At 33.5% G+C, this 25204-nt stretch carries 23 protein-coding genes, 2 pseudogenes and 1 other annotated feature; of the genes and pseudogenes, 19 read left to right on the top strand and 6 right to left on the bottom strand.

Annotated features, from left to right (window positions below):
• The first annotated feature begins 1 nt into the window (after position 1).
• The 4 genes from NHG49_RS11475 to NHG49_RS11490 all read left to right on the top strand — a co-directional run bounded on the left by NHG49_RS11475 (position 2) and on the right by NHG49_RS11490 (position 5103).
• Positions 2-1360, top strand: a complete 1359-nt coding sequence (locus NHG49_RS11475; protein WP_258126018.1) for a HAMP domain-containing sensor histidine kinase — start codon at positions 2-4, stop codon at positions 1358-1360.
• Positions 1361-1378: 18 nt separating this feature from the next.
• The gene (locus NHG49_RS11480) at positions 1379-2338 is read left to right on the top strand and encodes a PepSY domain-containing protein (RefSeq protein ID WP_088046790.1); all 960 of its coding nucleotides are present in this window, start codon (positions 1379-1381) and stop codon (positions 2336-2338) included.
• A 107-nt stretch (positions 2339-2445) separates the two neighbouring features.
• Positions 2446-2694, top strand: a binding site (T-box leader).
• A 116-nt stretch (positions 2695-2810) separates the two neighbouring features.
• Positions 2811-4151 (top strand): sodium-dependent transporter, encoded by a 1341-nt coding sequence (locus NHG49_RS11485; protein WP_258126019.1) that lies wholly within the window; start codon positions 2811-2813, stop codon positions 4149-4151.
• Between the two features lie 37 nt (positions 4152-4188).
• Complete coding sequence (locus tag NHG49_RS11490; RefSeq protein WP_258126021.1) at positions 4189-5103, top strand: alpha/beta fold hydrolase; 915 nt, start codon at positions 4189-4191, stop codon at positions 5101-5103.
• A gap of 39 nt (positions 5104-5142) precedes the next feature.
• On the opposite strand, the gene NHG49_RS11495 is transcribed toward NHG49_RS11490, so the two are convergent.
• Together NHG49_RS11495 and NHG49_RS11500 are read right to left on the bottom strand one after the other, a co-directional pair.
• Entirely contained in the window at positions 5143-5718 is a 576-nt protein-coding gene (locus NHG49_RS11495) for a nucleotidyltransferase family protein (RefSeq protein WP_000155288.1), read from the bottom strand.
• 31 nt (positions 5719-5749) lie between these two features.
• The gene (locus NHG49_RS11500; protein WP_000028920.1) at positions 5750-6547 is read right to left on the bottom strand and encodes a lipid II flippase Amj family protein; all 798 of its coding nucleotides are present in this window, start codon (positions 6545-6547) and stop codon (positions 5750-5752) included.
• Between the two features lie 190 nt (positions 6548-6737).
• Here NHG49_RS11500 and NHG49_RS11505 point away from each other — a divergent pair, with 190 nt between their 5' ends.
• The 6 genes from NHG49_RS11505 (at position 6738) to NHG49_RS11530 (ending at position 12148) form a co-directional block, all read left to right on the top strand.
• Complete coding sequence (locus NHG49_RS11505) at positions 6738-7403, top strand: HAD family hydrolase (protein ID WP_064477379.1); 666 nt, start codon at positions 6738-6740, stop codon at positions 7401-7403.
• A gap of 206 nt (positions 7404-7609) precedes the next feature.
• The gene (locus tag NHG49_RS11510) at positions 7610-9049 is read left to right on the top strand and encodes a GntP family permease (RefSeq protein ID WP_064477378.1); all 1440 of its coding nucleotides are present in this window, start codon (positions 7610-7612) and stop codon (positions 9047-9049) included.
• A gap of 52 nt (positions 9050-9101) precedes the next feature.
• Positions 9102-10304, top strand: a complete 1203-nt coding sequence (gene eutG / locus NHG49_RS11515) for an alcohol dehydrogenase EutG (protein ID WP_064477377.1) — start codon at positions 9102-9104, stop codon at positions 10302-10304.
• A gap of 147 nt (positions 10305-10451) precedes the next feature.
• Positions 10452-11150 (top strand): aspartate/glutamate racemase family protein, encoded by a 699-nt coding sequence (locus NHG49_RS11520; RefSeq protein ID WP_142315419.1) that lies wholly within the window; start codon positions 10452-10454, stop codon positions 11148-11150.
• 87 nt (positions 11151-11237) lie between these two features.
• Complete coding sequence (locus NHG49_RS11525) at positions 11238-11711, top strand: SAM-dependent methyltransferase (protein ID WP_000493262.1); 474 nt, start codon at positions 11238-11240, stop codon at positions 11709-11711.
• Complete coding sequence (locus tag NHG49_RS11530; RefSeq protein WP_001223855.1) at positions 11708-12148, top strand: GNAT family N-acetyltransferase; 441 nt, start codon at positions 11708-11710, stop codon at positions 12146-12148. Before NHG49_RS11525 ends, NHG49_RS11530 begins: the two co-directional genes overlap by 4 nt.
• A gap of 57 nt (positions 12149-12205) precedes the next feature.
• Here the strand turns inward: NHG49_RS11530 and NHG49_RS11535 are convergent, their stop codons facing one another.
• Positions 12206-12733 carry an HAD-IIIA family hydrolase gene (locus NHG49_RS11535; RefSeq protein WP_064477374.1) on the bottom strand — a complete coding sequence of 176 codons (528 nt, stop codon included), beginning with the start codon at positions 12731-12733 and terminating at the stop codon, positions 12206-12208.
• Positions 12734-12762: 29 nt separating this feature from the next.
• Complete coding sequence (locus NHG49_RS11540) at positions 12763-13194, bottom strand: GNAT family N-acetyltransferase (protein ID WP_000009770.1); 432 nt, start codon at positions 13192-13194, stop codon at positions 12763-12765.
• A gap of 153 nt (positions 13195-13347) precedes the next feature.
• Between NHG49_RS11540 and NHG49_RS11545 the strand changes: the two genes are divergently transcribed.
• The 6 genes and pseudogenes from NHG49_RS11545 to NHG49_RS11570 all read left to right on the top strand — a co-directional run bounded on the left by NHG49_RS11545 (position 13348) and on the right by NHG49_RS11570 (position 17929).
• Positions 13348-14058, top strand: a complete 711-nt coding sequence (locus NHG49_RS11545; RefSeq protein WP_258126022.1) for an ABC transporter ATP-binding protein — start codon at positions 13348-13350, stop codon at positions 14056-14058.
• A complete protein-coding gene (locus NHG49_RS11550; RefSeq protein WP_098103305.1) occupies positions 14051-15250 on the top strand; it encodes an ABC transporter permease in 1200 nt (399 codons plus the stop codon). The genes NHG49_RS11545 and NHG49_RS11550 overlap by 8 nt, the downstream gene beginning before the upstream one ends.
• Positions 15251-15532: 282 nt before the next feature.
• On the top strand, positions 15533-16120 hold the full coding sequence (locus NHG49_RS11555) for a YpjP family protein (protein ID WP_064477370.1): 588 nt from the start codon (positions 15533-15535) through the stop codon (positions 16118-16120).
• Positions 16121-16226: 106 nt separating this feature from the next.
• The gene (locus NHG49_RS11560; RefSeq protein ID WP_001174998.1) at positions 16227-16862 is read left to right on the top strand and encodes an HAD family hydrolase; all 636 of its coding nucleotides are present in this window, start codon (positions 16227-16229) and stop codon (positions 16860-16862) included.
• Position 16863: 1 nt separating this feature from the next.
• Positions 16864-16973: pseudogene (locus NHG49_RS31660) on the top strand (aminoglycoside phosphotransferase); the annotation flags it as partial.
• 29 nt (positions 16974-17002) lie between these two features.
• A complete protein-coding gene (locus NHG49_RS11570) occupies positions 17003-17929 on the top strand; it encodes an aminoglycoside phosphotransferase family protein (RefSeq protein ID WP_098103303.1) in 927 nt (308 codons plus the stop codon).
• A gap of 41 nt (positions 17930-17970) precedes the next feature.
• On the opposite strand, the gene NHG49_RS11575 is transcribed toward NHG49_RS11570, so the two are convergent.
• Both NHG49_RS11575 and NHG49_RS11580 read right to left on the bottom strand, forming a co-directional pair.
• Positions 17971-19254, bottom strand: coding sequence for a S41 family peptidase (locus NHG49_RS11575; protein WP_088046796.1), 1284 nt, complete (start codon positions 19252-19254; stop codon positions 17971-17973).
• A gap of 129 nt (positions 19255-19383) precedes the next feature.
• Positions 19384-20841 carry a serine hydrolase gene (locus NHG49_RS11580; protein WP_098103302.1) on the bottom strand — a complete coding sequence of 486 codons (1458 nt, stop codon included), beginning with the start codon at positions 20839-20841 and terminating at the stop codon, positions 19384-19386.
• Between the two features lie 184 nt (positions 20842-21025).
• On the opposite strand from NHG49_RS11580, the pseudogene NHG49_RS11585 reads away from it, so the two are divergent.
• From NHG49_RS11585 to NHG49_RS11595, 3 genes and pseudogenes are all read left to right on the top strand, one after another.
• A pseudogene (locus tag NHG49_RS11585) lies at positions 21026-23608 on the top strand (family 78 glycoside hydrolase catalytic domain).
• 106 nt (positions 23609-23714) lie between these two features.
• Positions 23715-24671 carry a thymidylate synthase gene (locus NHG49_RS11590; protein WP_222655347.1) on the top strand — a complete coding sequence of 319 codons (957 nt, stop codon included), beginning with the start codon at positions 23715-23717 and terminating at the stop codon, positions 24669-24671.
• A gap of 19 nt (positions 24672-24690) precedes the next feature.
• Positions 24691-25179, top strand: coding sequence for a dihydrofolate reductase (locus tag NHG49_RS11595; protein WP_000637214.1), 489 nt, complete (start codon positions 24691-24693; stop codon positions 25177-25179).
• Positions 25180-25204 lie beyond the last annotated feature (25 nt).

Raw genomic sequence — 25204 nt, forward strand, 5'->3', positions numbered from 1 at the left:
TATGAAAATTAAAAATAAAATATATTTATTCTCTACAGTATGGTTACTACTTATTTTGTTACTTATTAATAGTTCTATATACTTTTTGTTTTATAAAGTTACAACGAACAGAGAGTTAGAACGTTTAAAACGTGAGGCAGTACATATTATAGAAGGAATGAATGCTGAATCAGCAAAAGAAATAGACGCAGTAAATCTACTACAGCCATATTTACCTTCAAACGGTATGATTAGAGTTATTAATGAAAATTCAAAGGTAATGATTAGACAAGAAGTGGATAGTGCAAAACCAATCCCAGCAGTAAATGCGAAATTTGAAAGAAAAGAATCGGCGGGAATTTATGAGAAGAATGGTGGGAAATTCGCTTATATAAAAATGCCAATTATTTGGAATGATGGGAAAATCGTTTCATTAGAAATGACAGAACGTTTAGATAGTTTGCAAGAGAATTTAAATATGTTAAAAAATGTATTAGTTATTGCATCGCTTTTCGTTTTAATTCCGTCTTTTTTTGCGGGGAGAATGTTAAGTAAACTCATTTTAAAACCTGTAAATTCTTTAATACAAACAATGGAGCATATACAAGATAGAGGGATATTCAAAAAAATACCACTTGAGAAAAAATCAAAAGATGAATTGCATAAAATGGGGACAACATTTAATAAAATGATAGATTTATTACATCAAAACTTTGAAAAGCAGCAGCAGTTCGTTTCAGATGCTTCACATGAATTGAGAACACCGTTAACAGTTATTGAAAGTTATGCAAAATTATTAAAAAGATGGGGAATGAAAAAACAAAATGTTTTAGAAGAATCTGTAGAAGCGATATACTCCGAGGCAGTAAGAATGAAAGGCATGACAAATCAAATGTTACTGCTTGCCAACAGTAGTGCAGAGTGGAAGTTGGAAACGAAAGAATCAGATTTAGTTCGGTTATGTAAGATGACTGCGGAACAACTAGAAAAAACATATAATCGGGATTTTCGTGTTATTACAGAGGAAGAAAAGATTGTTGTAAATATTGATGAACAAAAAATAAAACAAGTATTAGTAGTATTATTGGATAACGCAATGAAATACAGTAAAGATTCAATCGATTTGATAGTAGGAATACAAAAGGAAAGAATCTTTTTTTCTATTCAAGATTACGGTATGGGAATTCCTAAGGAAGATATTCAGAAAGTGTTTGATCGCTATTTTCGAGTTGATAAAGCGAGGAGTAGGGAAACAGGAGGAACAGGTCTAGGATTGTCGATTGCGAAACAGATTATTGATGCTCATGAAGGAAATATACAACTGGAAAGTGAAGAGGGAGAATGGACGAAAGTTACCGTATATTTGCCTCGTTTTTTATAAAGAGATAGGAGTTTGAAAATGAAAAAGAAATGGAAGGTTGCATTGTTACTTTGTTTTGTGCTTGTAAGTGTAGCTTTTGTATCACAACGTATTGTTTCTAAGCAAGGAGAAAAAATATTATCTGAAAAACAAATTCAGAATATTGTGTCTGAGCAGTATCCTGGAAAAATAAAAAATATGAAATTAGTAAACAAAGGGGAACAAGATGTATATAAGGTAAATCTTTTAAATGAAAAAGGCTCATATGAAATAATAGTAGATGCTCAAAGTGGTAACATAAAACGTGCAAAAGAAATATCATTAAAAAGTAATACAATAACGAAAGAAAAAGCGGAAGAAATGGCACTTCAGAAAGTACAGGGGATCATTAAACAAACTATATTAGAAAAAAGAAAGGGGATAGAGGTATTTGTAATATCGGTAGAAACAAATGCTACTCAAAGTACAATAGTTGAGATTGAAAAAACTACCGGGAAAATTCAATTGTTACAGAAACAAACGACAAAAGTTACAGAGCAGCAAGCAAAAGAGATTGCAGTGCAGCAAGTACAAGGGAATGTGAAAGGGATAAGACTAGAGAAAAAGAACGAAAAAAATGTATATGTAATAGAGATAGAGAAAAGTGCAAATGAGAATGTAATGGTAGAAATTGAAGAAGCGACGGGTGCTTTTATTGGTACTTCACAAATACAAAAAGTCGTTACAGAAGAGCAGGCGAAAGAAGTTGCGTTACAAAAAGTACCAGGCGGTTTTATCGAGAAGGTAAGTGTAGTCGATATAAATGGTATGTCTACCTACCAAATTATAATAAAAAAACAAACAGAAACGGTTGATGTAAGAGTACATACAATAACAGGTGAAGTCATGTCTACTACAGCGGTAAATAATGCTATTCAGCAAAAGGAGTCATCTCAACAACAAGATGACGATGATCAAGAAGAAGGTACTGATGATCACGGTGATGATGATGAAGGATAATGAAAAATAAAAGGGGTTTCTCATCAAATTTTAATATAGCCCTTGACAGTTATAAATATAACCGATATACTTCATATTAATTTCAAAAGAAAATATATTCTAAATATTAAAATGTGTTGAATAGGAGTAGTAAGGTCGTATATTTGTACAGAGAGCTATGGGTTGGTGTGACATAGTCAAATGACATCCTGAACTCGCCTAGGAGCAGTAAGGTGGAACGGAATCACATTCTTAGTAAATCTTAACGGTTAACCTTCGATATTAGGTTTGTAATCAAACGATTACTACTAAGGTGGATTCATAATGGAATCAATAAGGGTGGTACCGCGTTAAGTAAATGGCTTAGCGTCTCTTTATATAGAGACGTTGAGCCATTTTTTTATTTTATGGAAATAGAAATGGAGGGTTTATTCGGATTGGTTTAAAAAATTTAATTATTTATATAAAGTAATTTAACTAGGAGGAAAATAAGATGAAACAGACGGAGCAATGGACTTCGAAATTAGGTTTTATAATGGCTGCAGCAGGATCAGCAATTGGACTAGGCGCAATATGGAAGTTTCCTTATATCGCTGGGAAGAGCGGGGGAGGAGCATTCTTTTTAATCTTTATATTATTTACGGTATTAATTGGACTACCACTACTTATAGCTGAATTTATGATTGGGCGCAGTACACAGAAACAAGCAGTTGGAGCATTTAAAAGTATCGCACCTAATACAGGATGGCACTGGATTGGACGCCTTGGCGTTGGAACATGTTTTATACTACTTTCGTTTTATAGTGTTGTAGGTGGATGGGTGTTAATTTATTTATTCAGAGGAGTAACGGGACAACTTATTACTCCGGGACAAAATTATGGAGCATTATTTACTGAAACAATTGGAAATCCCGCTTGGACGATTATGGGACATTTCGCTTTTATGTTCATTACGATTTGGGTTGTATCAAAAGGTGTACAAAATGGAATTGAGAAAGCAAGTAAATATATGTTGCCAGCATTGTTCGTATTATTTGTTGCTCTTATTGTTCGCTCACTAACACTTGATAACGCAATGAAAGGTGTGAAGTTTTTCTTACAACCAGATTTCTCAAAGATTACTTCAGAAAGTATTTTGTTCGCAATGGGCCAATCATTTTTTGCGATTAGTATCGGGATTTCGATTATGGTCACGTATAGTTCCTATTTAAATAAAAAAGAAAGTTTACCAAAATCAGCAATAACAATTGTTGGATTGAATTTATTTGTTTCATTATTTGCGGGTCTTGCTATTTTTCCGGCCGTATTTTCATTAGGAATGGAACCAACAGAAGGGCCTGGGTTACTATTTATCGTATTACCATCTGTATTTAGTCAAATTCCATTCGGTGGGTTGTTCTTAACGGTATTTCTTGCACTATTTACATTTGCGACATTAACATCGGCATTTTCTCTACTAGAGACAGTTGTTTCAGCATTAGCAAATGGTGAACAAGAAAAGAGAACGAAATTATCATGGATGATCGGTTTCGGCATTTTCTTAGTAGGTATACCATCAGCATTATCATTTGGAGTATGGGGTGATATTACGATTTTCGGAAAGAATATTTTTGATGCAGTAGACTTCTTATCTAGTAATATATTAATGCCACTTGGAGCACTATTTATTAGTATTTTCGTTTCATTCAAAATGGAAAAGAAGGTGCTAGAAGCAGAGTTTTTTGTAGGTGGAAATTATGGAAAGAAAGTATTTATTTGTTGGGCGTTTTTACTTCGATTTGTAGCACCACTTGCAATAATCGTTGTCTTTTTAAATGTAATAGGGATTATTTAACAGAAAATGTTATAATATTCAGTAAAAAAAGAAGGTGATGATTATAAAGACGAATTTGATAGAAGTAGGGAAACACATGAACATTAGAGGGAAAAAGCTATACGTTGAAACGCATGGAAATCCTAAAAATAAACCGGTCTTATACTTGCATGGTGGACCAGGAGAAAGTTGCTATGATTTTTCATTTTATCAAGCGGAACGTTTAAAAGATTCTTTATATGTAATAATGATAGATCAAAGAGGTGTTTGTCGCTCAGAAGAAATTACTGAGGACGAAGCTTTTGGATTAAATGATTTGATTGAAGACTGTGAGGAACTAAAAAAAGTATTACAAATTGAGAAATGGTCTGTCATTGGACATTCTTTCGGTGGATATGTAGCATTGTTATATGCGTCGATATATCCAAGTTCAATAGAGAAAATCATATTTGAAGGGCCAACTTTCGATTTTGCGTTAACAAGTAGAGCTTTGTTACAAAAGACAGGGAATTTATTACAAAAGTATGAAAAAGAAGAAGTAGCAGAGGAGTCCCTTACTTATTCAGCTAGCGATGCTACTTCAGAAGAGTTGCTAGAAGCCTATATAAGATTAAGCGATGAATTAAAAGAAAAAAGAATGGAGATTTACAATTATAAGGAAGATGTGACAGATGAGAGTTTATATAGTGATGATGAGTGGGAAGTATTTTCAAATCGTTCCAAAATTCATTTTGATAGATTGAAATTAGAAGGAGTATTCCACACTTCATTATTACCTAAGATACAAGATATACAAAATCCAATGTTATTAATTGTAGGAAAACATGATGTAGTAACGTGTGAAAAACAAATTGAAACATTTAATAAAGATGCTCAAAATGGGGATTATATTGTATTTGAAGAGAGTGGTCATACACCGCATTATGAAGAAGCAGATCGATTTGCTGAAATAGTCATTCAGTTTTTGAAATAAAGTAGAAAAGGAGCTTCGTGTAATGCGAAGCTCCTTTTCTTACATTTTGGGATAAGTGATTGTAATATTAGGCCATTTGTTTTGCCAGTTCTTTTTATTAACTCTAGTGTTGTATATATGTAATCGTTCTTTTGTTTCAAGAAAAGGAGCTGTTGGTCTCACTTGTAAGGAAAGAACATCTTCAATACCACATGGGGCTGTTAATATAACTTTGTTTTTTTCGTCTAATGTAACCCCTAAAGCGGTTGCTGTTTCAGGAAATTTAGAAATAGCATCAACAGAAGAAGAGTACGGTGGCATATTATTCACCACATGCATACGAGCTTGATTCTTTACCGACCAAGGGATAGTAGCATCAATATTCTTTAATTTCGTTTCTAATGATTGTTCGTATATCTCATCTTTATGTAGACTATTATAATAAATTACATCAACATCAGGCATAGTTGTTCTAGCTTCATAGTTATGTAAAGTATCCCAAATTTTAGAGCGAACAAATCCGGCGCAAATCCACCAATCAGGTAACTCTAGTGATTTTGCCATTTGTAATACGTTCATCATCCATTCGTCGTTTTCTATTAAGCGAATTATATCTTGCTCTGTTTGTATAGTCATTTGTTATCCCACCTACTATTTTTATAGAGGACTAATTCATCAGTTTAATAATCCATGTGATCCAGTAAGCACCTGGTATGAATAATAGTTGTGCTAATAACGTACCAAAAAGTCTAGAAATCATTAGCCAACCATACATTTTACTCATTGCTTCTGCACCTTCTTCTGATTGAAGAGCTCGCTCTGTTAAAAGAGCGATACGTGGATCAAGCAGCACTGTTAATAAAATAGTAGCAAACCCATTAATAAGGCCAGAAGCTGTAGTAGCTTTTGTTGCGTAATCTGGAAGTAAAAAGGAAGCGTATAGGGCTGAAAGAACACCAGCTGTATAAATAGCAGTAGCAAACATGTTAATAAGCATAATACGTTTTGGAATACCACCAATGCGTAGTCTATGAATCATTTCTAATTTTGGGAAGCGTACATATTTTTTTGTGTACTTTAATTTTTGAATGTTATTTGTTCTCATCATTCGAATGAAAGAACCGTCTGTTTCAAAGTTTTGAATGACATATCCAAATAGTTTGGTTAAAGTTGGATACAGTATAATCGCAATCAATGTACCGACAGAGGCGGATAATAGAACGAGCCGTATAATATGTTCTAAATTAATGGATGCGTCTCGTTTTGCCTCATCGACAAACCCACTGATTAAAAAGGCTTGTAGCATGTTAGATGTTCTTGAAATGAGTAACACCATGCCTACGACAGACAAAGCAACAGCAATTCTCTTTAAACGCACTCCAGCTAATCGAATACTATAAGAGCTTGTTTCAACCGCATGAATAACAATTGTGAAAGCCATTATAACAATTAACGTAATTGACATTAGATTCACCAGTTTCTATTAAAATAATTGTAACTTTTTTACTTTATCATATGTATTACATTTTGTAACTGAAAGTATGTGACATAGAAGAAAAAATTTCGAAAAGATAAATAATGATAGTATAGTAAAAGGTGGCCATGAAAAAGCCTTCCATATAATATGTAAAGTAAATAGGAGCGGGGGATTAAATGTGTATACAACATTTCTATTTGATTTAGATGGAACATTGACGGATCCGAAAGAAGGAATTGTAAATTCAGTATTGTATGCATTAAAAAAGCTTGGAATTGAAGAATTACATGTAAATGAGTTAGACTCATTTATCGGTCCGCCCATCCAACAATCATTCGTAGAGAGGTACAATATGAATGAAGGGGAAGTTGAAAGAGCTGTTTTTTATTTCAGAGAGTATGTAAAGCAACGTGGATTGTTAGAAAATAATGTGTACGATGGTATTCGAAATCTTTTAAAACAATTAAAAGATACCGGAAATCGTTTATTTATAGCAACTTCCAAGCCTACTATATTTGCTGAACAAGTACTAGATCATTTTCAACTAACGAATTATTTCGAAAGTATCATTGGAAGTAACTTAGATGGTACGAGAATAAAAAAAGAAGAAATCATTGCTCATATTTTACAAACAAATGAAGATTTTAATAAAGAAGAGATTGTTATGATTGGAGATAGAAAACACGATATAATCGGTGCGAATTATAATGGAATTTCCTCAATAGGCGTTTTATATGGCTATGGTAGTGAAACAGAATTGACTGAAGTTGGTGCGACTTATATAGTAAATGATGTAAAAGAACTACGGCATTTTTGTGCAGAAAATAGTTTGGTAAAGAAGTAAATATAGAGACTAACAATCCCTTTATAACGTATGACGATGAAATCGTTTATGTTTAAAGGGATTTTTCATATGTAATCGAATACTTATAATTAGACATTTTTAGCATGAAAAATTTGTATGAATAAGAGGAGGGATGTCAAAATCAAAAGATTAGTAGAATTATATTTATAAAAGTTTGAATTTTCTGTTTAAATGGAGGGGTATAATTGGAGCTAGTTATTATATTATTAGCACTTAGTTTACTAATGTTTGTAGCATATAGAGGGTTTTCTGTTATTTTATTTGCACCGATTTTTGCTTTATTTGCGGTATTTTTGACAGAACCTAGTTTTGTATTACCTTTCTTTTCGAATATCTTTATGGAGAAAATGGTAGGTTTTATTAAACTATATTTTCCTGTATTTTTACTTGGTGCAATATTTGGTAAAGTAGTAGAAATGTCAGGAATTGCGGACTCGATTGCAAAAACAATTATAGAGTTAGTTGGTGAAAAACGTACGATTTTAGCGATTGTATTAATGGGTGCTATTTTAACGTATAGTGGTGTTAGTGTGTATGTAGTAGTGTTTGCTGTATATCCGTTCGCAGCTAAGTTGTTTCGCCAAGCGAATATTCCAAAGCGTTTAATCCCTGGAACAATTGTTCTTGGAGCAGTTACGTTTACAATGGATGCGCTACCTGGATCACCACAAATTCAAAATGTAATACCTACAACCTTTTTTAAAACGGACATTTATGCTGCGCCGATACTTGGTATTGTAGGGGCAATTTTTGTACTCACGTTAGGTTTACTATATTTAGAGAGTAGACGTAAGAAGGCGAAGGTAGCAGGAGAAGGGTATTTTGGTTTTAACGATGGGAATACTGAAATGGCAGCTTCTTTGCAAGTAGAACAAAAAGATATGCCGATGCTTAAAAGTATTGAAATTACAAGAGTACAGCAAGTGATTGCTTTTATACCACTTATTTTAGTAGGTGTAATGAATAAAGTTTTTACTATTATGATACCGAAGTGGTATCCGAATGGTTTTGATTTTTCTGCAATTGGTATGAGAGCATTTGGAAAAGTAGAATTAAGTGCAGTAGTTGGAATTTGGTCAGTAGAATTAGCACTTATTATAGGTATTGTAACAACGTTATTATTATATTGGAAACGAGTAGTAACAGGATTTCAAGCTGGATTGAATACAAGTATTGGTGGAGCGTTACTTGCAACGATGAATACAGGTGCTGAGTTTGGATTCGGTGGGGTAATTGCAGCACTTCCAGGTTTCGCGATTATGAGAGACGGCATTTCTGCCACATTCACGAATCCTTTAGTGAATGGAGCAGTAACGACGAATATTTTAGCTGGAATTACAGGCTCTGCATCAGGAGGAATGGGAATTGTTTTAAGTGCGATGGGAGATAAGTTTATTGCAGCGGCCAATCAATTTGATATTCCATTAGAAGTAATGCATCGTATCGTGTCAATGGCATCGGGAGGAATGGATACATTACCACATAACGGGGCTATTATTACTATTCTTACAGTCACAGGTTTAACACATAAACAGTCGTATAAAGATATTTTTGCTATTACAATTTTGAAAACGGTTGCTGTATTTTTAGTAATTGCATTCTATACTGCAACAGGAATTTATTAAGTCGATATTTTATAAACTAAAATATAAATTAGGGTAAGAAGGGGTGGAGTACTTGCAAGATGTTGCTGAGTTTCGTATGCCGAAGTCTGTATTATATGGAAGAAATTCGCTTGAAAAGCTGGGGGAACAATCTAAGAAGTTGGGGAAAAGAGCGTTTATAGTTACGGATACAATTATGGAGGATTTAGGATATGTTGAGAGGTGTATACAACAATTAAATACGAAAGGTATAACTGTTATTACATATAATAAAGTAAATGCTGAGCCTACAAATATACACGTGTTAGAAGCGTTAACACTTTGTAAAGAAGGAAAGTGTGATTTTATTATCGGTATTGGTGGTGGAAGTTGTATTGATGCTGCGAAAGCAGTTGCGGTGTTATATACAAATGGTGGAGAAGTGGAAGATTACGTCCAAAAAGATATGGAAATAGAAAACGATCCGCTACCACTAATTGCAATCCCAACAACTTCTGGTACTGGATCGGAAGTAACAAGTGTAGCAGTAATTACGAATAAACGAACAGATGTAAAAATGATGATGAAGCATCCGAGTTTTACCCCACAAGTAGCGATTATTGACCCAATTTTAACGCGTTCGGTACCACCTCATATTACAGCAGCAACAGGGATAGATGCATTATGTCATGCAGTCGAAGCATATATATCTAAAGTTTCACAATCGCTTACCGATGTACTTGCACTTTCCGCTATTGAAAGTATTATGAAATATTTACGTATTGCATATGAAGATAGAGAGAATATGGAGGCAAGAGAAGCGATGATGATTGCTTCCTTACAAGCTGGAATCGCATTTTCAAATGCATCTGTTACGTTAGTTCATGGAATGTCAAGGCCGGTAGGAGCGTTATTTCATGTACCACATGGTATATCGAATGCAATACTATTACCTACAGTTTTAGAATATACAAAAGTTAGTGCAGTAAAAAGACTAGCAGAAATTGGACGTTGTATAAATAAAGATTTGTATTCCTATTGTGATGAAGAAGTAGCCGACTACACGCTGAGGGAAATAAAAAAACTTTGTTTTGATCTTCGTATCCCAAATTTAAAAGAATACGGAATTGGTGAAGTTGAATTTGAAACAGCTATTTCTAAAATGGCATTGGATGCAATTGAAAGTGGAAGTCCAGCAAATAATCCACGTGTGCCATCATATGATGAAATTAAACAGTTGTATCGAGAATGTTTTCATTATCAATATGAAGATTCTATAAAAACATCCAATAATTAATTTCAGAATATTCTTATAAAATTTCCTTGGAAATAGTTAAAACAAGACTTTATATTATAAACGTAAAGTCTTGTTTTATTATGTATAATATACATAATAAAATGTTGTGATTAGTTTTATAAAACAGTATAAGGTGGGTTTGTTGTAATGAAAACAATAGGTTTAATTGGTGGTATGAGTTGGGAATCAACTTCTGAATATTATCGAATCATAAATGAAGAAATAAAAGAGAGATTGGGAGGGTTACATTCAGCAAAATGTATGATTAATAGTGTGGACTTTGAAGAGATTGAGCGATTCCAGTCTAACGGAGATTGGAATGGAGCAGGAGAAATATTAGGAAATGCAGCATATTCGTTACAGAGGGGAGGAGCAGATTTTATAATTATTTGCACAAATACAATGCATAAAGTAGTTGAGAAAATAAAGAAGAATATTCATATTCCAGTCTTACATATCGCTGATGCAACTGTGAAAGAAATTAAAAGGAAAGATATTCAAAAGGTTGGTTTGCTTGGAACTAAATATACAATGGAGCAAGATTTTTATAAGTTACGCATAGAAGAGAATCATATAAAAGTAATGGTTCCATCAGAAAAGGATAGAGATAAAATAAATGAAGTAATATATAAAGAATTGTGTTTAGGAAAGATAACATCCCAATCTAGAGAGTATTATAAAAGAGTTATAGAAGAGCTAGTAAAAGAAGGGGCACAAGGAATCATATTAGGTTGTACAGAAATAGGGTTATTAATAAAACAGGAAGACATATCCATTCCGGTATTCGACACAACTTATATACATGCAGTTGAAGCAGTTAATTTCGCTTTACGAAATAGATCATAATTATATTATGTAATCTAGTTCGTGTTTGTGGAAAACATTCTGAAAATACTTTATAATGTAAGTGGTTACATTTAAGGAGGAATGCGTATGTTTTCAGTTCAACCAATCGCATTTGTACATAATGAAAGAAAGGAAATAAAAGATGATGAGTGGGGAGAAGTAAGATCCTATATTACTTTAACTGAAATATATACAGAGGAAAGTATACAAGGGATTGAAGATTTTTCTCATATTGAAGTTGTTTTTTATTTTCATAAAGTAACTGATGAACAAATTCAATATTTTGCTAGACATCCTAGAAATAATAATGATTATCCTAAAGTAGGCATTTTTGCACAGCGCGGGAAAAATCGTCCGAATCGCATAGGAACCACAATTGTAAAGGTGATCAAAAGAGAAGGTAAATCAATTATTGTTGAGGGATTAGATGCTATTGATGGCACCCCTATATTGGATATAAAGCCGATAATGAAAGAGTTTATGCCGAAAGAAGAAATTGTACAGCCTAAATGGGCAACAGATATAATGAGAGAGTATTGGAAGGGGAATGGAGTAAAATGAGAATATATGAGGCAACAATTGCAGATTTAGATGGACTAGCATCAGTTTTTAATAACTATCGTATGTTTTATAGACAAGATTCCGATATAGAAGGAGCAAAAGGATTTTTGCGAAATCGAATAGAGAGAAAAGAATCCGTTATTTTTGTAGCAGTTGAAGACGGTGAATATATTGGCTTCACACAATTATATCCATCATTTTCTTCCATTTCGATGAAAGAATTATGGATATTAAATGATTTATTTGTACAAGCCACTAAGCGCGGAGCAGGAACAGGTAAAAAATTACTAGAAGCTGCTAAAGAATTTGCATTAGAAAATGGTGCAAAAGGTGTAAAATTACAAACGGAGATTGATAATTTATCAGCACAGCGATTATATGCTGAAAATGGTTATTTGAGAGATAATCGTTATTTCCATTATGAATTAACGTTTTAAAAAAATATAAGATTAAAAGAGATGCTTTCATTGTGAAAACGTCTCTTTTAATTTGTATTATTGTTGATTTAAAATCCAATTTGTAGCATCTTCAAAGTTTTCTGCAATGTAGTTTGGTTCAATATGTGCCCATTTGTCTCGGTACGTATGTAAAGCATCATATCCAGCGCCTGTTCGAACTAATATCGTTGTCGCATGTACTGTTGCTCCTGCAACGATATCAGTCCAGCGATCACCAATTACAGCGCATTTTGTTAAATTAAGCCCGTGTTTTTCAGCCGCTTGCAGCAGCATACCTGTACTTGGTTTACGGCATTCACAACCATCACCGTGTTTATGAGGACATACGTATATATCATCAAAACCGAAGCCTTCTAATTCTTGTACAAAATCAGCTACAGTCGCTATCCCATCTGCGATACCTGGTTGATTTGTGAAAGAGAAAATTTTTATATTTTGAGCTTTTAGTTTTTGCAGAGCTGCTTTTGTGAAAGGAAATAATGTAAAAGAGCCTGGATAATGTATTGTAGTGTCACCGCCAATTGTACCGTCACGATCAATAAAAATAGCTTCGATGTTTGTCATAGTTTTAGTCCTTTCCATTTATAAGTAGTTTAAAAATGTTTTACAAATCGATATCCATTTACTTCATATCCTAATTTTTTGTAAAAAGGATGTGCTTCTACTCTTTTTGTTCCACTGACTAGCCATGTGCCGATACAATTATGTGTCTTTGCTAATTGTTCTGCATAATCCATTAATACTTGTCCAATGCCTTTCCGTCGTATTGTAGAATTAACGCTAATAATTGAAATCTCCCCATAACGAGTTATATCTTCTAAATTTTCACGTATACGAAACCCAAGTAATCCACATATGGTTTCTTCTTCCTCATAAACATATAAAAAATCAAAAGGACTCATTTGTACGAATTGCAATCGGTTGTTCATATCTTCATAGGAAATAGAAGAACCTTTTAATTCTTTCGCTAAAGAACAAAGTGCATCTATATCGTCTATTGTAGCTTCGCGAATTTGAAAAGACATATAATCCACTCCAATAAAATGTAATCAAACATTAAATATTCTGTTAAAAAGTATGTATTCCTGCTATGAAAATAAATATTTTATAATGATATATAGATAGTTATATGTTATTCTTTTCCTTGATTTTATTGGAAATGGAAAGAAGGGGAATGTATGTTAGACGTGAATATTCGCTCTGCCGGATATGATATAGGGGAAAAGACAATTCATGATATTGCCTTTTCAATTGAAAAAGGTGAATTAGTTGCACTTATTGGTGCGAATGGTGCTGGGAAGAGTACGACGATTAAAACGATGCTCGGTTTACTTGTAAATATGAATGGTGAAATATCATTTGGTGAAAAGAAAAATCCTTATGCATACGTGCCGGAACACCCGACATATTATGATTATTTGACGCTTTGGGAACATATCGAACTATTAATGGATGCTCGCGAGAACGAAGTAGGAAGCTGGGAAAGAAAAGCAGAAGAGTTATTACATATGTTTCGAATGGATAAACATAAACATGAGTATTTATCAAAGTTTTCAAAAGGTATGAAACAAAAATCGATGCTCATTTTGGCATTTTTAACTGAACCAGATTTTTATATCATTGATGAACCTTTTATCGGTTTAGATCCAGTAGCTACGAAAGAGTTTTTAAGTTATTTATATAAAGAAAAAGAACGTGGCGCAGGTATTTTACTTTGTACGCACGTATTAGACACAGCTGAAAGAATTTGTGAGAGATTTTTACTCATTTCACAAGGTACATTAGTCGCAGATGGAAATCTAGAATCTATCCAAGCGTTAGCAGAAATGCGAGGGAGTTCATTATTAGACTGCTTTGATGTAATAGTAAGGCGTGAACAGCATGATTAAACAACAATTTTATAAAAGATTGCGCCATGAACTGGGGCGTAAATGGAAGTCCATACGTTCTATAACGGATTGGACGGTTGCACTATATATTATTATTCCTGCACTTATATTTATAGGGATTTATTATCGTTCACTATGGATGGAAGAATTATCGATGGGAGAGACAGTTTATTTCGGATTAGGTTTACTCGCATTTTATGTGATTACATATTCTAGAGGAGTTCGCTCATTTTTTGAACAAGCGGATAGTTTATTTTTAATTTCTTATCCCGCTCACATGCAAAAGTTAATCCAGTATGGCATGACATATACGTTAATTCGAATAGCGATAACGAATGTAGTGGTAGTAGTTGCTATGTTACCAGTGTTGATGAAAAGTATTGGAGTGGCGCAGGTACAAATCATATTATTTTGGCTATTTTTTACTGCATTTCGATTTATGTTGTCGTTGTTAACGAGATTTATTCATATACGTGTGGGGAAACGATGGCTACTATGGATTGTAAAAAATGTGATATTTTCTATAAGTCTATCCTTTTTTGGATTGAGTCTGTTTCTTATTTATAAAAATTCCTTTTATTCTATACTATGTATCGGTCTAGCAGTTTTATTAATTATCGTATTGATAAAAGAAAAACTAAATTATAAAAATTGCTTTTTTAAAGAAGTTGAGAAAGAGAAAGAAGAAAGTATGCGCTGGACGAGTGGGATTATGCAAGTTGGTGGTCATGCGGCTAAACCGAGTAGTTCGAATAAAAAGCCGTGGATGTTTCCATGTTCTAAAAAGTTTTTAGGGAAGAAAAAAGATTCTCGTATTGTTGAATCCTTTTTAAAAGAATTTTTCCGTACAAGTAGTGCACGAATATTTTATATTCAAATTGTATGTATAAGTACTGTAAGTATTATCATGAGTCCGAGGTGGATTGTAGCTATTATTCTTGTATTTTCTTTAGTTGCAATTTCTCGTTATGCGCGCGATTATTGGAATGAATTTACGAAAAAAATGTTTCTTCATTTATATTGTGATGAAGGAAAATTACTACTGTTAAGATGGAAGGCAGATCGCTATTTATTACTTCCAGTACTGCTTTTGTATGGAATAGTTATACTTTCTCATTTTTATTTATTACCTGCTGTAATTGCCGGGATTATTTTTATAGTATGGATTGGTTGGATTGTATTTTTACCATAGAAAAAGAGCCGGAAAATGGCTCTTTTTTTAATCTGTTACACATTGATAAAGGAAATATACTAAAACGAGTATGCTTGCGGCGGAATACATGACATCTAAAGTCATCTGATTGCCTCCTCATTGTTGTTGTACTTATATTGTATGAAATCTTACAATTTCATATTCAAGTGAAAAATATGTGAACGTTAACAAAATTGTAAAGTGCAAAAATTACAATCATTTTGTATAATAGAAGAAACAACCGTTATATAAAATATAATGAGTGAAAGGGAGGGAACATAAATGCCAAATTGGTTTAGAAAAACCTTAGTCGCATTAATTACCGTATTTACATTTGGTTTAGTGACGCCTCCTTCCATATTGCTTGATAATGCCAAAGCTGCGGACAAGCCTACGAGTACAGCTGGGCAACAAAATTTGGAGAGTACGTCCTATACATATGAAGAAACGAATGACAGGTTAACCACCGATACTTTTATTACTTATGCAATGCTAGAAGCAGAGAAGCAGTCGATGCAAAAGTTTGGCACTAAAATTGGTCCAGTAATTGAAGATGAGTTTAAAGATGTAATATTACCGAAAATTGAAGAGGCAATTGCTCAGCTTGCCAATGATGTACCAGAAGATTCGCTGCAATCATTAGCGATTTCTCAAAGGCCAGCTGGCGGAAATAATGAAAAGATTTTTCATGTGTATGACACGAAATCAGGAAATGACTTATTGCGATTTCATGTAAGAAGAGATCATCCACCGCAAGATGGTTACTATTTTAATTTCCACTATCATCGATTTGATGATGGGTACTCAGGACACCATGAGTTAGGAAATATTTATTGGAATACGAATGTACCGCCAAAATGGCTTTCTTAAAAAGAACAAGAGAAAATCTTGTTCTTTTTTATGCTTATAGAAGGGTAAGACAACTATATTGTTGAATAAAATAGGTTTAGGAAAAAAGAAGTAAGGGAGTATGGGAATGCAAAAATATATTGTTTTTGACTTTGATGGCACATTAGTAGATTCACAAAATATATTTGTACCAATTTATAACCAGCTTGCTGAAAAGCATGGATATAAAACCGTAAGGGAAGAAGAAATTGAGTATTTACGTAAATTAACGATGCCGGAGAGATGTAAACAACTCGATGTACCACTGTATAAACTACCGATATTAGCATTAGAGTTTTATAAATTGTATCAACCTGCTATAAAAGATCTCATTTTGTTCCATGGGATGAAGGATGTATTAGATGAACTACATAAGAAAGGCTACGGAATTGCAGTCATATCATCGAACTCAGAAGAGCATATTCGAGCATTTTTACACAATAATGATATAGAAAATATTCAAGAAGTGTATTGTTCAAAAAATTTGTTCGGAAAAGATAAAATGATAAAACGGTTTTTAAAATCCAAAAAGATAACAGAGAAAGATATGTTATATGTTGGTGACGAACAGCGAGACGTAGCAGCATGTAAAAAGGCTGGGGTAAATGTAATTTGGGTATCTTGGGGATATGATGTCATTGAAACAGTGAAAAAAGATGCACCAGATTATATGGTCAATACACCGATGGAAATTGTACAAGTAGTACAAGGGGCGTATTCTTAATATGAATACACTTCGAGCAGGTATTCATCATATTGAATTTTGGGTAGCAAATTAGAGGAGCCCATTTCTTTTTACGATCCGAATGGTTTTATAATAGAAGTAGCGTATACACCAAATGTAGAAATGTAAGGGGAGTATATATGAAGACAATTACAGCATGGCAAAACAATATACAAATAGTAAAGGATGCAGTTAATATTGAAGAAATCTCCAAAGGTTTCTCACCAGATAAGAAATATATAATTACGTGTGCGAATAACGAAAAATATTTATTGCGGACAGGCGATATGAAAGAGTATGAAAGAAAGAAAATAGAGTTTCAAATTTTAAATGAAATGCAAAACCGTAGTGTGCAAGCACAAAAACCAATTGAAATGGGTTTGTTGGCAGAAAAAGGTTTATGCTATGGCATTTTTTCATATTTAGAAGGGGAAGATGCGAAGAAGCTATTGCCTACGTATTCACCAAAAGAACAATATGAAATTGGTATAGAGGCAGGAAAAGATTTAGCAAAAATGCATACATATGAAGCTCCTAAGGATATCCTTCCATGGTATGAAAGAGCAATGAAAAAACATCGAAAATATGTAGAGGCATATAAAACATGTGGAATAAAAATAAAAAAAGATGATAAAATCATTAAGTTTATAGATGAAAATGAAATATATTTACAAAGCCGCCCAAATCGATTTCAACACGATGATTTTCATTTAGAAAATATAATTGTACGTGATGCGAAATATGTAGGTGTTGTTGATTTTAATGGCTACGATTGGGGCGACCCACTTCATGATTTCGTAAAAATTGCACTATTTGCAAGGGACATTAGTATTCCGTATTCAATCGGACAAATAGAAGGATACTTTAACGGGAGAATACCAGAGGAGTTTTGGAAATTATATGCGGTTTACGTTGGCATGACGGTTTTCTCTTCAGTTGTCTGGAGTTTACGAGCAGCACCGCACATGTTAGATGATACGTTAGAGCGTCTTACTATAGTTTTAGAAGATCATAAAGACTTTGAGTCATTAAAGCCAATTTGGTTTCAACCAGAAAAATTAATATGAAATAGAAAAGGTAGGTGTGATTCACATCTACCTTTATTTTTTTACCATTCTTCGTTTTGAAGCAGTTGTAATGCTAATTTTAAATCAACATCTTCTTGTAGATGTTCCGGAGTCCACGGGATATGTATATGCGGCTGTATACCAATTCCGGACATTCCTTCGCCTTTATCTATAATAGAGAGCCGTGAAGTAGGGTAGTAAAGTGCAAATGTATCAGCCCATTCCATTACCGCTAAATTAGAATAATCATTTAAACCAGCAGTAGGACGACCAATTACTTTTACTTTCAATGATTTTTTTGCTACTTCTACAAAAGAATCACCAGAACTTCCACATGTAACATCTGTTAATATAACTACTCTACAAGGTGATTTTCGTCCGTGTATTTTTAATGATTGAAGTTCTTTTGGTAACTCAGAAGTATCAAATGTAACGAATCCTTTTTTATAATTCTTTTTTAAATTTTGAATAAATATATCTGTGAATATTTTGGAAAGTTCGTCTAAAGAATCATAATCTTCCATTTCGATGTCTTTCATGCGTAAATGAAAGTTTCGTTCTGTATGATTTAATTGCATTGTATCTGAAGAATCTAAAAGGGAAATCTCTTTGTCTTCGAATAAGTAAGGAAGTAATTTAAAAAATGCATCATCACTCCCGCCACGATTCAATCGCACATCTATTATTAAGTTCGGAAAAGTATTAAGCTCATCTTTATGTAAGTCTAATAATTTATTAATAGCATCAGTATTTGCGAAATCCGTCAAAGTAATTAAGAGTGTATCTTTATTCTGCTGTTTAAATGAATAAATAGGCGTATATTCGCTTTGTTTATACTTTTGTAAAGTAATGGTTTCGGTTACGCCATTTTCATCTATAAGTGTACAATTTGATGATTTTAATAAAACATAATCCCATTTTTCACGTTCATATGTATTCTCATTTAAATACTTCTTATATTTTATTAATAACTCTGGAATTTTCATATTATCTAATGCTAGAATAGTCTGTCCTTTTTTCACTCTTATTTCTTGTGAATTGGATGTAATATATAGGCGGTCTTCGTATCTTTTCACCTGGAAGCCAACACTGTTAAGAGGTTGATTTTTAGAGTGCATTTTGAAAAACATATGATTATCTTTAAAGTCTAGTAAGTAATCACGTACAATTTCAGTAAATTGTACTGGTGTTAGTTCTCCTTGTCTCTCTAGTTTTTCAACTGTCTGTAAATAAGTAGCAGGATCGTCCCATCCTTCCTTATCTATACAACCTGAATAATCGTGATGAGTAATCGAAACAATTTCTTTGGAAATTTCTGTGTACACAGCTTTTCCTCCTGGTAATTTAATTAGTTGAATAATAGAATTCTGTATCCTTTACGTATTATCCTTTTTTTCGGATGGATAATTTAAAGGGAAATAGAGGGAAGTGTTATCTTCCCTCTATTAAAATATTTATTTAATTTTCTTAAATGCAAGCGGCTGCGTGCTTAACATAGTTGGTACATGTAACTGAAGGGATGGGAATTCACCACTAACACTCATTTCATAAGCCAATAATAAACTCATTTTCATTTGGAATAAGTCAACTTTTGCAGAGAAGATGTCGTAATGATGATGCGCTAATTGAATGTCCATCTCCATAAATTTTACAAATAACGAATCATCTCGTTTGTATACTTGTAATGTTCCATATGCAGGATGCTCGAAAGTACCGGTATAATCTTCTAACTTGTGAGAAGGTGTAGTCCCTTTAATTTGTTCAGGAATGGATTCAGTTGCTTCTTTCATCATTTCCTTCATTTTTTCAGTATCTTCTACAGCACGTTTATGCCAATCAATGGATTCTAATTCAAGTAGTTCGTCATAAATTTGATTAGCGAGATAAGTAGGTAGTAATGTACCTCCAGCATTCGTTAAAATGACAAGGCCTATGTTTTCTGTTGGTATGAATGAAACAAGCGCTGAAAATCCATCAATATTACCACCATGATGAATCACCTTATTACCACGATAAGCGCTAATAAACCAACCAAGGCCGTAACTATTTAATGGAGATTCAGGTAGTGATAAAACCGGTTGATCTGGAATTGAATTGTGCGGTGTATACATTTGTTGTAATAATTCAGGAGAAATTAATTCATGCTCTCCAAATTTCCCTTGTTTTAAGTGAAGAAGGACCCAATTGGCCATATCTTCAATTGTAGAATTAATACAACCAGCAGCGCCAACCGTATCAATATTGCGGAATGGAACTTCTTTTATTTCACCTTCATTTTCAATGTAAGGTAAAGCATAATCATCTGTAGTTTGTGAATCTGTAACAGAGAAATTTGTATGTCTCATATTTAAAGGTTCTAAAATATGTTCTGTAGCGTATTGCTCCCACGTTTGATTTGTAATGTTTTCAACAATGTAGCTAATTGTTGCATACATTAAGTTGTTATAAAGAAATGCTGTGCGGAACGGTGCATCAAGTTGTAAATGTTTTATTTTTTCAACGAGATCTTTTCGAGATAAGGAAGAGCTGTACCAAAGAGCCTCATGACGGCTTACACCAGTTCGATGAGAAGCTAAATCTCGTCCGGTAACTTGTGAGCTAGCAAGTAGTTCAGATAAAGAGAAGTTAGGTATATAAGACTGGACAGGAGTATCCCAATTAAACTTATTTTGTTGTGCTAACAAGCTTAATGAAAGTGTACCAAAAGCTTTCGTTGAGGAACCGATTGCGAACCGAGTATTCGGTGTAACAGTGTCTTTTGTCCCTAAATTTCGATAGCCAAATCCTTCTGAAATAATAACTTCACCGTCTTTTATAACAGCTACAGCAGCTCCAGGAACATTTAAATCCTTCATCATTTTTTCAACCGTTGTTTGTAAAGAAGTCATAACAGGAGTTTCAATTTTAGACATACTTCTAACCTCCAAATATAAATTTTGTTCTACCGCACTATACTTTCGGTAATAGAAAATGAAAACCTTTATAAATTTGGAAAGTTAATAATTTTGTAAGAATGAATGAAATTATTATTTGTTTAGAATTTTATTTTTATTATAATTAATTTAAATTAAGATATAGAAAAGATGGTGAAGAAGTGTGCTAACAATAAAGAGAGTACTTTGCGATAATAAAAAAAATCCGATAGGTATAGATTCAAAAGTTGTTAAAATGAGTTGGCTGCTTGAGTCGAGTAACCGAAATGTAAAACAACTTGCTTATCAATTGCAGGTTGCGAAGGATAGAGATTTTGAAATTATAATGTTTGATTCGCGAAAAGTAGAAACAGATCAAAGTTTACATATACCAATCAATTCATTTTCATACAGAGCGGAAACGCGTTATTTTTACCGGGTAAAGGTATGGGATAATTACGGAGAAGAATCATCTTGGTCAGAAGTAGCATTTTGGGAGACTGGATTACAAGGGCAAGATAACTGGAGCGGGAACTGGATTGCTGCGAAAAAAGAACGAACGCAAGTTATGTCTTTTAATAAATTTTTTTCTATTACAAAAGTAGTTAAAAAAGCGCGTTTATATATCACAAGTTTAGGATTATACGAGGCTTCTATAAATGGAGAGCGCATTGGAGATTGTTATTTTACCCCTGGATGGACAAGTTATGATAAGAGAGTACTGTATCAAACGTATGATATAACGCATTTATTAAAGGTTGAGCAGAATACTATTTCGGTTCTGGTAGGTAATGGCTGGTATAAGGGACCACTTACCATGCATCATGTACGTAATTATTACGGGAGAAGACGAGCAATAATTGCTCAATTACATATAACGTATGAAGATGGAACGAAAGAAAAAATTGTAACGGATGAAACATGGAAAGTAACTCCAAGCCCTATTTTGTATTCGGAAATTTATGAAGGTGAGGTTTATGACGCTAGGCTAGAAGAAAGTGGGCAAGAGCTAGAAGGTGTTGAAGTAACTGAGCATTCTAAACAAATAATTGTTGCACAAGAAAATGAATCAATTCGTAAAATGAAAATTATAAAACCGATTTCTATTTCAAAACTACCGAATCACGAATGGCTCATTGATATGGGGCAAAATATGGTAGGGTGGGTTCGATTTATAGTCCGTCATGTTTATATTGGGCAAAAGATAGAATTGCATCATGCTGAAATATTAAATAAAGATGGTAGTTTTTATACTGGAAATCTCCGAAAGGCAAAACAAAAAATAGTGTATATAGCAAAAGGAGAAGAAGAGGAAACGTTTGAACCACATTTTACATATCAAGGCTTTAGGTATGTGAAAATAAGTGGATTAACCTAGCCACCTCAAATAACAGATTTTGAAGGGATTGTATTACATACGGATATGGAAAAAGCGACTGAATTTGAAACGTCTAATCCATTAATCAATCAACTTCATCATAATGTGGAATGGTCTCAAAGAGGGAACTTTTTTGATGTGCCAACAGATTGTCCGCAGCGAGATGATCGACTTGGATGGACCGGAGATGCACAAATGTTCATTGGGACAGCTACGCAAATTATGAATGTACAATTGTTCTTTAAAAAGTGGCTCCAAGATTTATCATTAGATCAAAATGTTAATGGAGCTGTGCCTTTAGTTATTCCAGATGCTTTTGGGAAAAGAGCGGATTTTGATTTACATACTTCTGGTGGTTGGGGCGATGCAGCAATTATATGCCCGTGGGTTCATTATTTACATTACGGAGATGTATCGATTTTAAAAGAACAATATAACAGTATGAAGAAGTATATAGATTACATACGTTCACAAGGTGAGAACGAGTATTTATGGGGTACAGGCTATCATTTAGGAGATTGGCTTGCATTAGATACGAAACCAGATGTATATGAAGGCGGAACAGACAAGCATTTTATTGCGACAGCTTATTATGCGTATTCTACATCGCTTTTACGAAGAATTGCTGAGATTTTAGATGAAACTACAGATGCTAAGTTTTATGCAGAGTTACATGGAAATATTGTTCAAGCGTTTCAAAATGAATTCGTTACACCGAATGGAAGGTTAATTTCAAATACCCAAACAGCCCACATATTAGTACTTCTTTTTGAACTAGTGAAAGATGATGTGAAGGAGAAAGTATTTAATCGCTTAATTGAGCTATTAAAAGAAAATAAAAATCATTTAACAACAGGTTTTTTAGGAACACCGTATTTGAATTTAATATTAAGCAAGTTTAACAGGCATGACCTTGCTTGTAAGCTTCTATTTTATGAAGATTATCCATCATGGTTATACCAAGTGAAAAAAGGTGCCACAACGATTTGGGAACATTGGGATGGCGTGAAAGAGGATGGAACACTTTGGAATGATAGTATGAATTCTTATAATCATTACGCATATGGCTCTATCGTTGAATGGATATACCGATATATTATTGGATTAGAAATGGATGAGACAAAACCTGCATATAAACATTTTTATGTACAACCACATTTTGATTCGAATTTAGAATGGATTAGAGTAAAACGTGAGACAGCTTATGGAGAAATTAAGATTGAGTGGCGTGTAGAAAATGAACAAGCCTTTCTCAAGATTTCTGTACCACCAAATACAAGCACTACATTGCGGATAGACGAAACGAATTGGAAAGCAGAACATAACATTGAAAAGGATTTAGGATCAGGCGATTATAAATTTACCTTTTGTAAAAATATAAAGGGGTAGAATTCTGTTAATATAGAAATATTTTTTATTGATTAGGATGATTAGATTTACTATTTTTCATGTTATGATAAATTTCATACACGATTGAAAGAAGGTTTTACTACATATGAAACATGCTGAAAATGAATACTTAAATTTATGCCGCCATGTAATGGAGCATGGTACGAAGAAAGAAGATCGTACAGGGACAGGCACTGTATCTGTATTTGGATATCAAATGCGTTTTGATCTAAGTAAAGGTTTTCCTTTATTAACGACAAAGAGAGTGCCGTTTCGCCTTGTAGCAAGTGAACTGCTTTGGTTTATGAAAGGTGATACAAATATTCGTTATTTATTGCAGCATAATAATAATATTTGGAATGAATGGGCATTTAAGAGCTGGGTAGAAAGCGATGAGTATACTGGTCCTGATATGACTGATTTCGGTCTTCGCTCACAACAAGATGAGGAATTTAAAGTGCAGTACGATGAGCAAATGGAATTGTTTAAAAAGAAAGTTTTAGAAGATGATGATTTCTCAAATAAATATGGTTATTTAGGAGACGTATACGGTAAGCAGTGGCGTGCTTGGAAAACGACAGCTGGTGAGACACTTGATCAATTAAAAGATGTAATTGAAATGATTAAAAAAACGCCAGACTCACGTCGCCTAATTGTTTCTGCTTGGAATCCTGAAGATGTACCAAGTATGGCATTACCGCCTTGTCATACGCTATTCCAATTTTATGTAGCGGATGGCAAACTTTCTTGTCAGCTATATCAAAGAAGTGGAGATATATTCCTTGGAATTCCATTTAACATTGCAAGTTACTCATTACTAACACATTTAATCGCACATGAATGTGGTCTTGAAGTGGGAGAATTTGTTCATACAATTGGAGATGCACACATTTATACGAATCATTTTGAACAAGTAGAAAAGCAATTGGCACGTAAACCACGTCCATTCCCGGAACTTACATTAAATCCAGATGTGAAATCTGTGTTTGATTTTGAAATGGAAGATTTAACGATTGAAGGATATGATCCACACCCAGCAATTAAAGCACCGGTTGCAGTATAATTGTAGAGGAGATGAAAAAATGATTGTTTCATTTATGGTCGCAATGGACGAGAATAGAGTAATTGGCAAAGATAATAATTTACCTTGGCGTTTACCGAGTGAATTACAGTATGTAAAAAAAACAACGATGGGCCATTCACTTATTATGGGCAGAAAGAACTACGAAGCGATTGGTAGACCACTGCCTGGAAGACGTAATATTATTGTAACTCGTAATGAAGGGTATCATGTTGAAGGTTGTGAAGTAGCACATTCTGTAGAAGAAGTGTTTGAACTATGCAAAAATGAAGAGGAAATCTTTATTTTCGGCGGAGCACAAATTTATGATCTCTTTTTACCTTACGTAGACAAGTTATATATAACAAAAATCCATCATGCATTTGAAGGAGATACATTCTTCCCAGAAATGGATATGACAAATTGGAAAGAAGTTTTTGTTGAAAAAGGTTTAACGGATGAAAAGAATCCGTATACGTACTATTATCATGTATATGAGAAGCAACAATAATAATAAGGATTGATGTGAAATTCAC

The organism is Bacillus sp. IBL03825 (assembly GCF_024712505.1).
GTDB classification, from domain to species: domain Bacteria; phylum Bacillota; class Bacilli; order Bacillales; family Bacillaceae_G; genus Bacillus_A; species Bacillus_A wiedmannii.

What these genes read in the sequence shown, in the direction of transcription:
- NHG49_RS11475 (WP_258126018.1), top strand. Translation starts at nt 2, where the DNA reads ATGAAAATTAAAAATAAAATATATTTATTCTCTACAGTATGGTTACTA.
- NHG49_RS11480 (WP_088046790.1), top strand. Translation starts at nt 1,379, where the DNA reads ATGAAAAAGAAATGGAAGGTTGCATTGTTACTTTGTTTTGTGCTTGTA.
- NHG49_RS11485 (WP_258126019.1), top strand. Translation starts at nt 2,811, where the DNA reads ATGAAACAGACGGAGCAATGGACTTCGAAATTAGGTTTTATAATGGCT.
- NHG49_RS11490 (WP_258126021.1), top strand. Translation starts at nt 4,189, where the DNA reads ATGATTATAAAGACGAATTTGATAGAAGTAGGGAAACACATGAACATT.
- NHG49_RS11495 (WP_000155288.1), bottom strand. Translation starts at nt 5,718, where the DNA reads ATGACTATACAAACAGAGCAAGATATAATTCGCTTAATAGAAAACGAC.
- NHG49_RS11500 (WP_000028920.1), bottom strand. Translation starts at nt 6,547, where the DNA reads ATGTCAATTACGTTAATTGTTATAATGGCTTTCACAATTGTTATTCAT.
- NHG49_RS11520 (WP_142315419.1), top strand. Translation starts at nt 10,452, where the DNA reads ATGAAAACAATAGGTTTAATTGGTGGTATGAGTTGGGAATCAACTTCT.
- NHG49_RS11525 (WP_000493262.1), top strand. Translation starts at nt 11,238, where the DNA reads ATGTTTTCAGTTCAACCAATCGCATTTGTACATAATGAAAGAAAGGAA.
- NHG49_RS11530 (WP_001223855.1), top strand. Translation starts at nt 11,708, where the DNA reads ATGAGAATATATGAGGCAACAATTGCAGATTTAGATGGACTAGCATCA.
- NHG49_RS11535 (WP_064477374.1), bottom strand. Translation starts at nt 12,733, where the DNA reads ATGACAAACATCGAAGCTATTTTTATTGATCGTGACGGTACAATTGGC.
- NHG49_RS11540 (WP_000009770.1), bottom strand. Translation starts at nt 13,194, where the DNA reads ATGTCTTTTCAAATTCGCGAAGCTACAATAGACGATATAGATGCACTT.
- NHG49_RS11545 (WP_258126022.1), top strand. Translation starts at nt 13,348, where the DNA reads ATGTTAGACGTGAATATTCGCTCTGCCGGATATGATATAGGGGAAAAG.
- NHG49_RS11550 (WP_098103305.1), top strand. Translation starts at nt 14,051, where the DNA reads ATGATTAAACAACAATTTTATAAAAGATTGCGCCATGAACTGGGGCGT.
- NHG49_RS11555 (WP_064477370.1), top strand. Translation starts at nt 15,533, where the DNA reads ATGCCAAATTGGTTTAGAAAAACCTTAGTCGCATTAATTACCGTATTT.
- NHG49_RS11560 (WP_001174998.1), top strand. Translation starts at nt 16,227, where the DNA reads ATGCAAAAATATATTGTTTTTGACTTTGATGGCACATTAGTAGATTCA.
- NHG49_RS11570 (WP_098103303.1), top strand. Translation starts at nt 17,003, where the DNA reads ATGAAGACAATTACAGCATGGCAAAACAATATACAAATAGTAAAGGAT.
- NHG49_RS11580 (WP_098103302.1), bottom strand. Translation starts at nt 20,841, where the DNA reads ATGTCTAAAATTGAAACTCCTGTTATGACTTCTTTACAAACAACGGTT.
- NHG49_RS11590 (WP_222655347.1), top strand. Translation starts at nt 23,715, where the DNA reads ATGAAACATGCTGAAAATGAATACTTAAATTTATGCCGCCATGTAATG.
- NHG49_RS11595 (WP_000637214.1), top strand. Translation starts at nt 24,691, where the DNA reads ATGATTGTTTCATTTATGGTCGCAATGGACGAGAATAGAGTAATTGGC.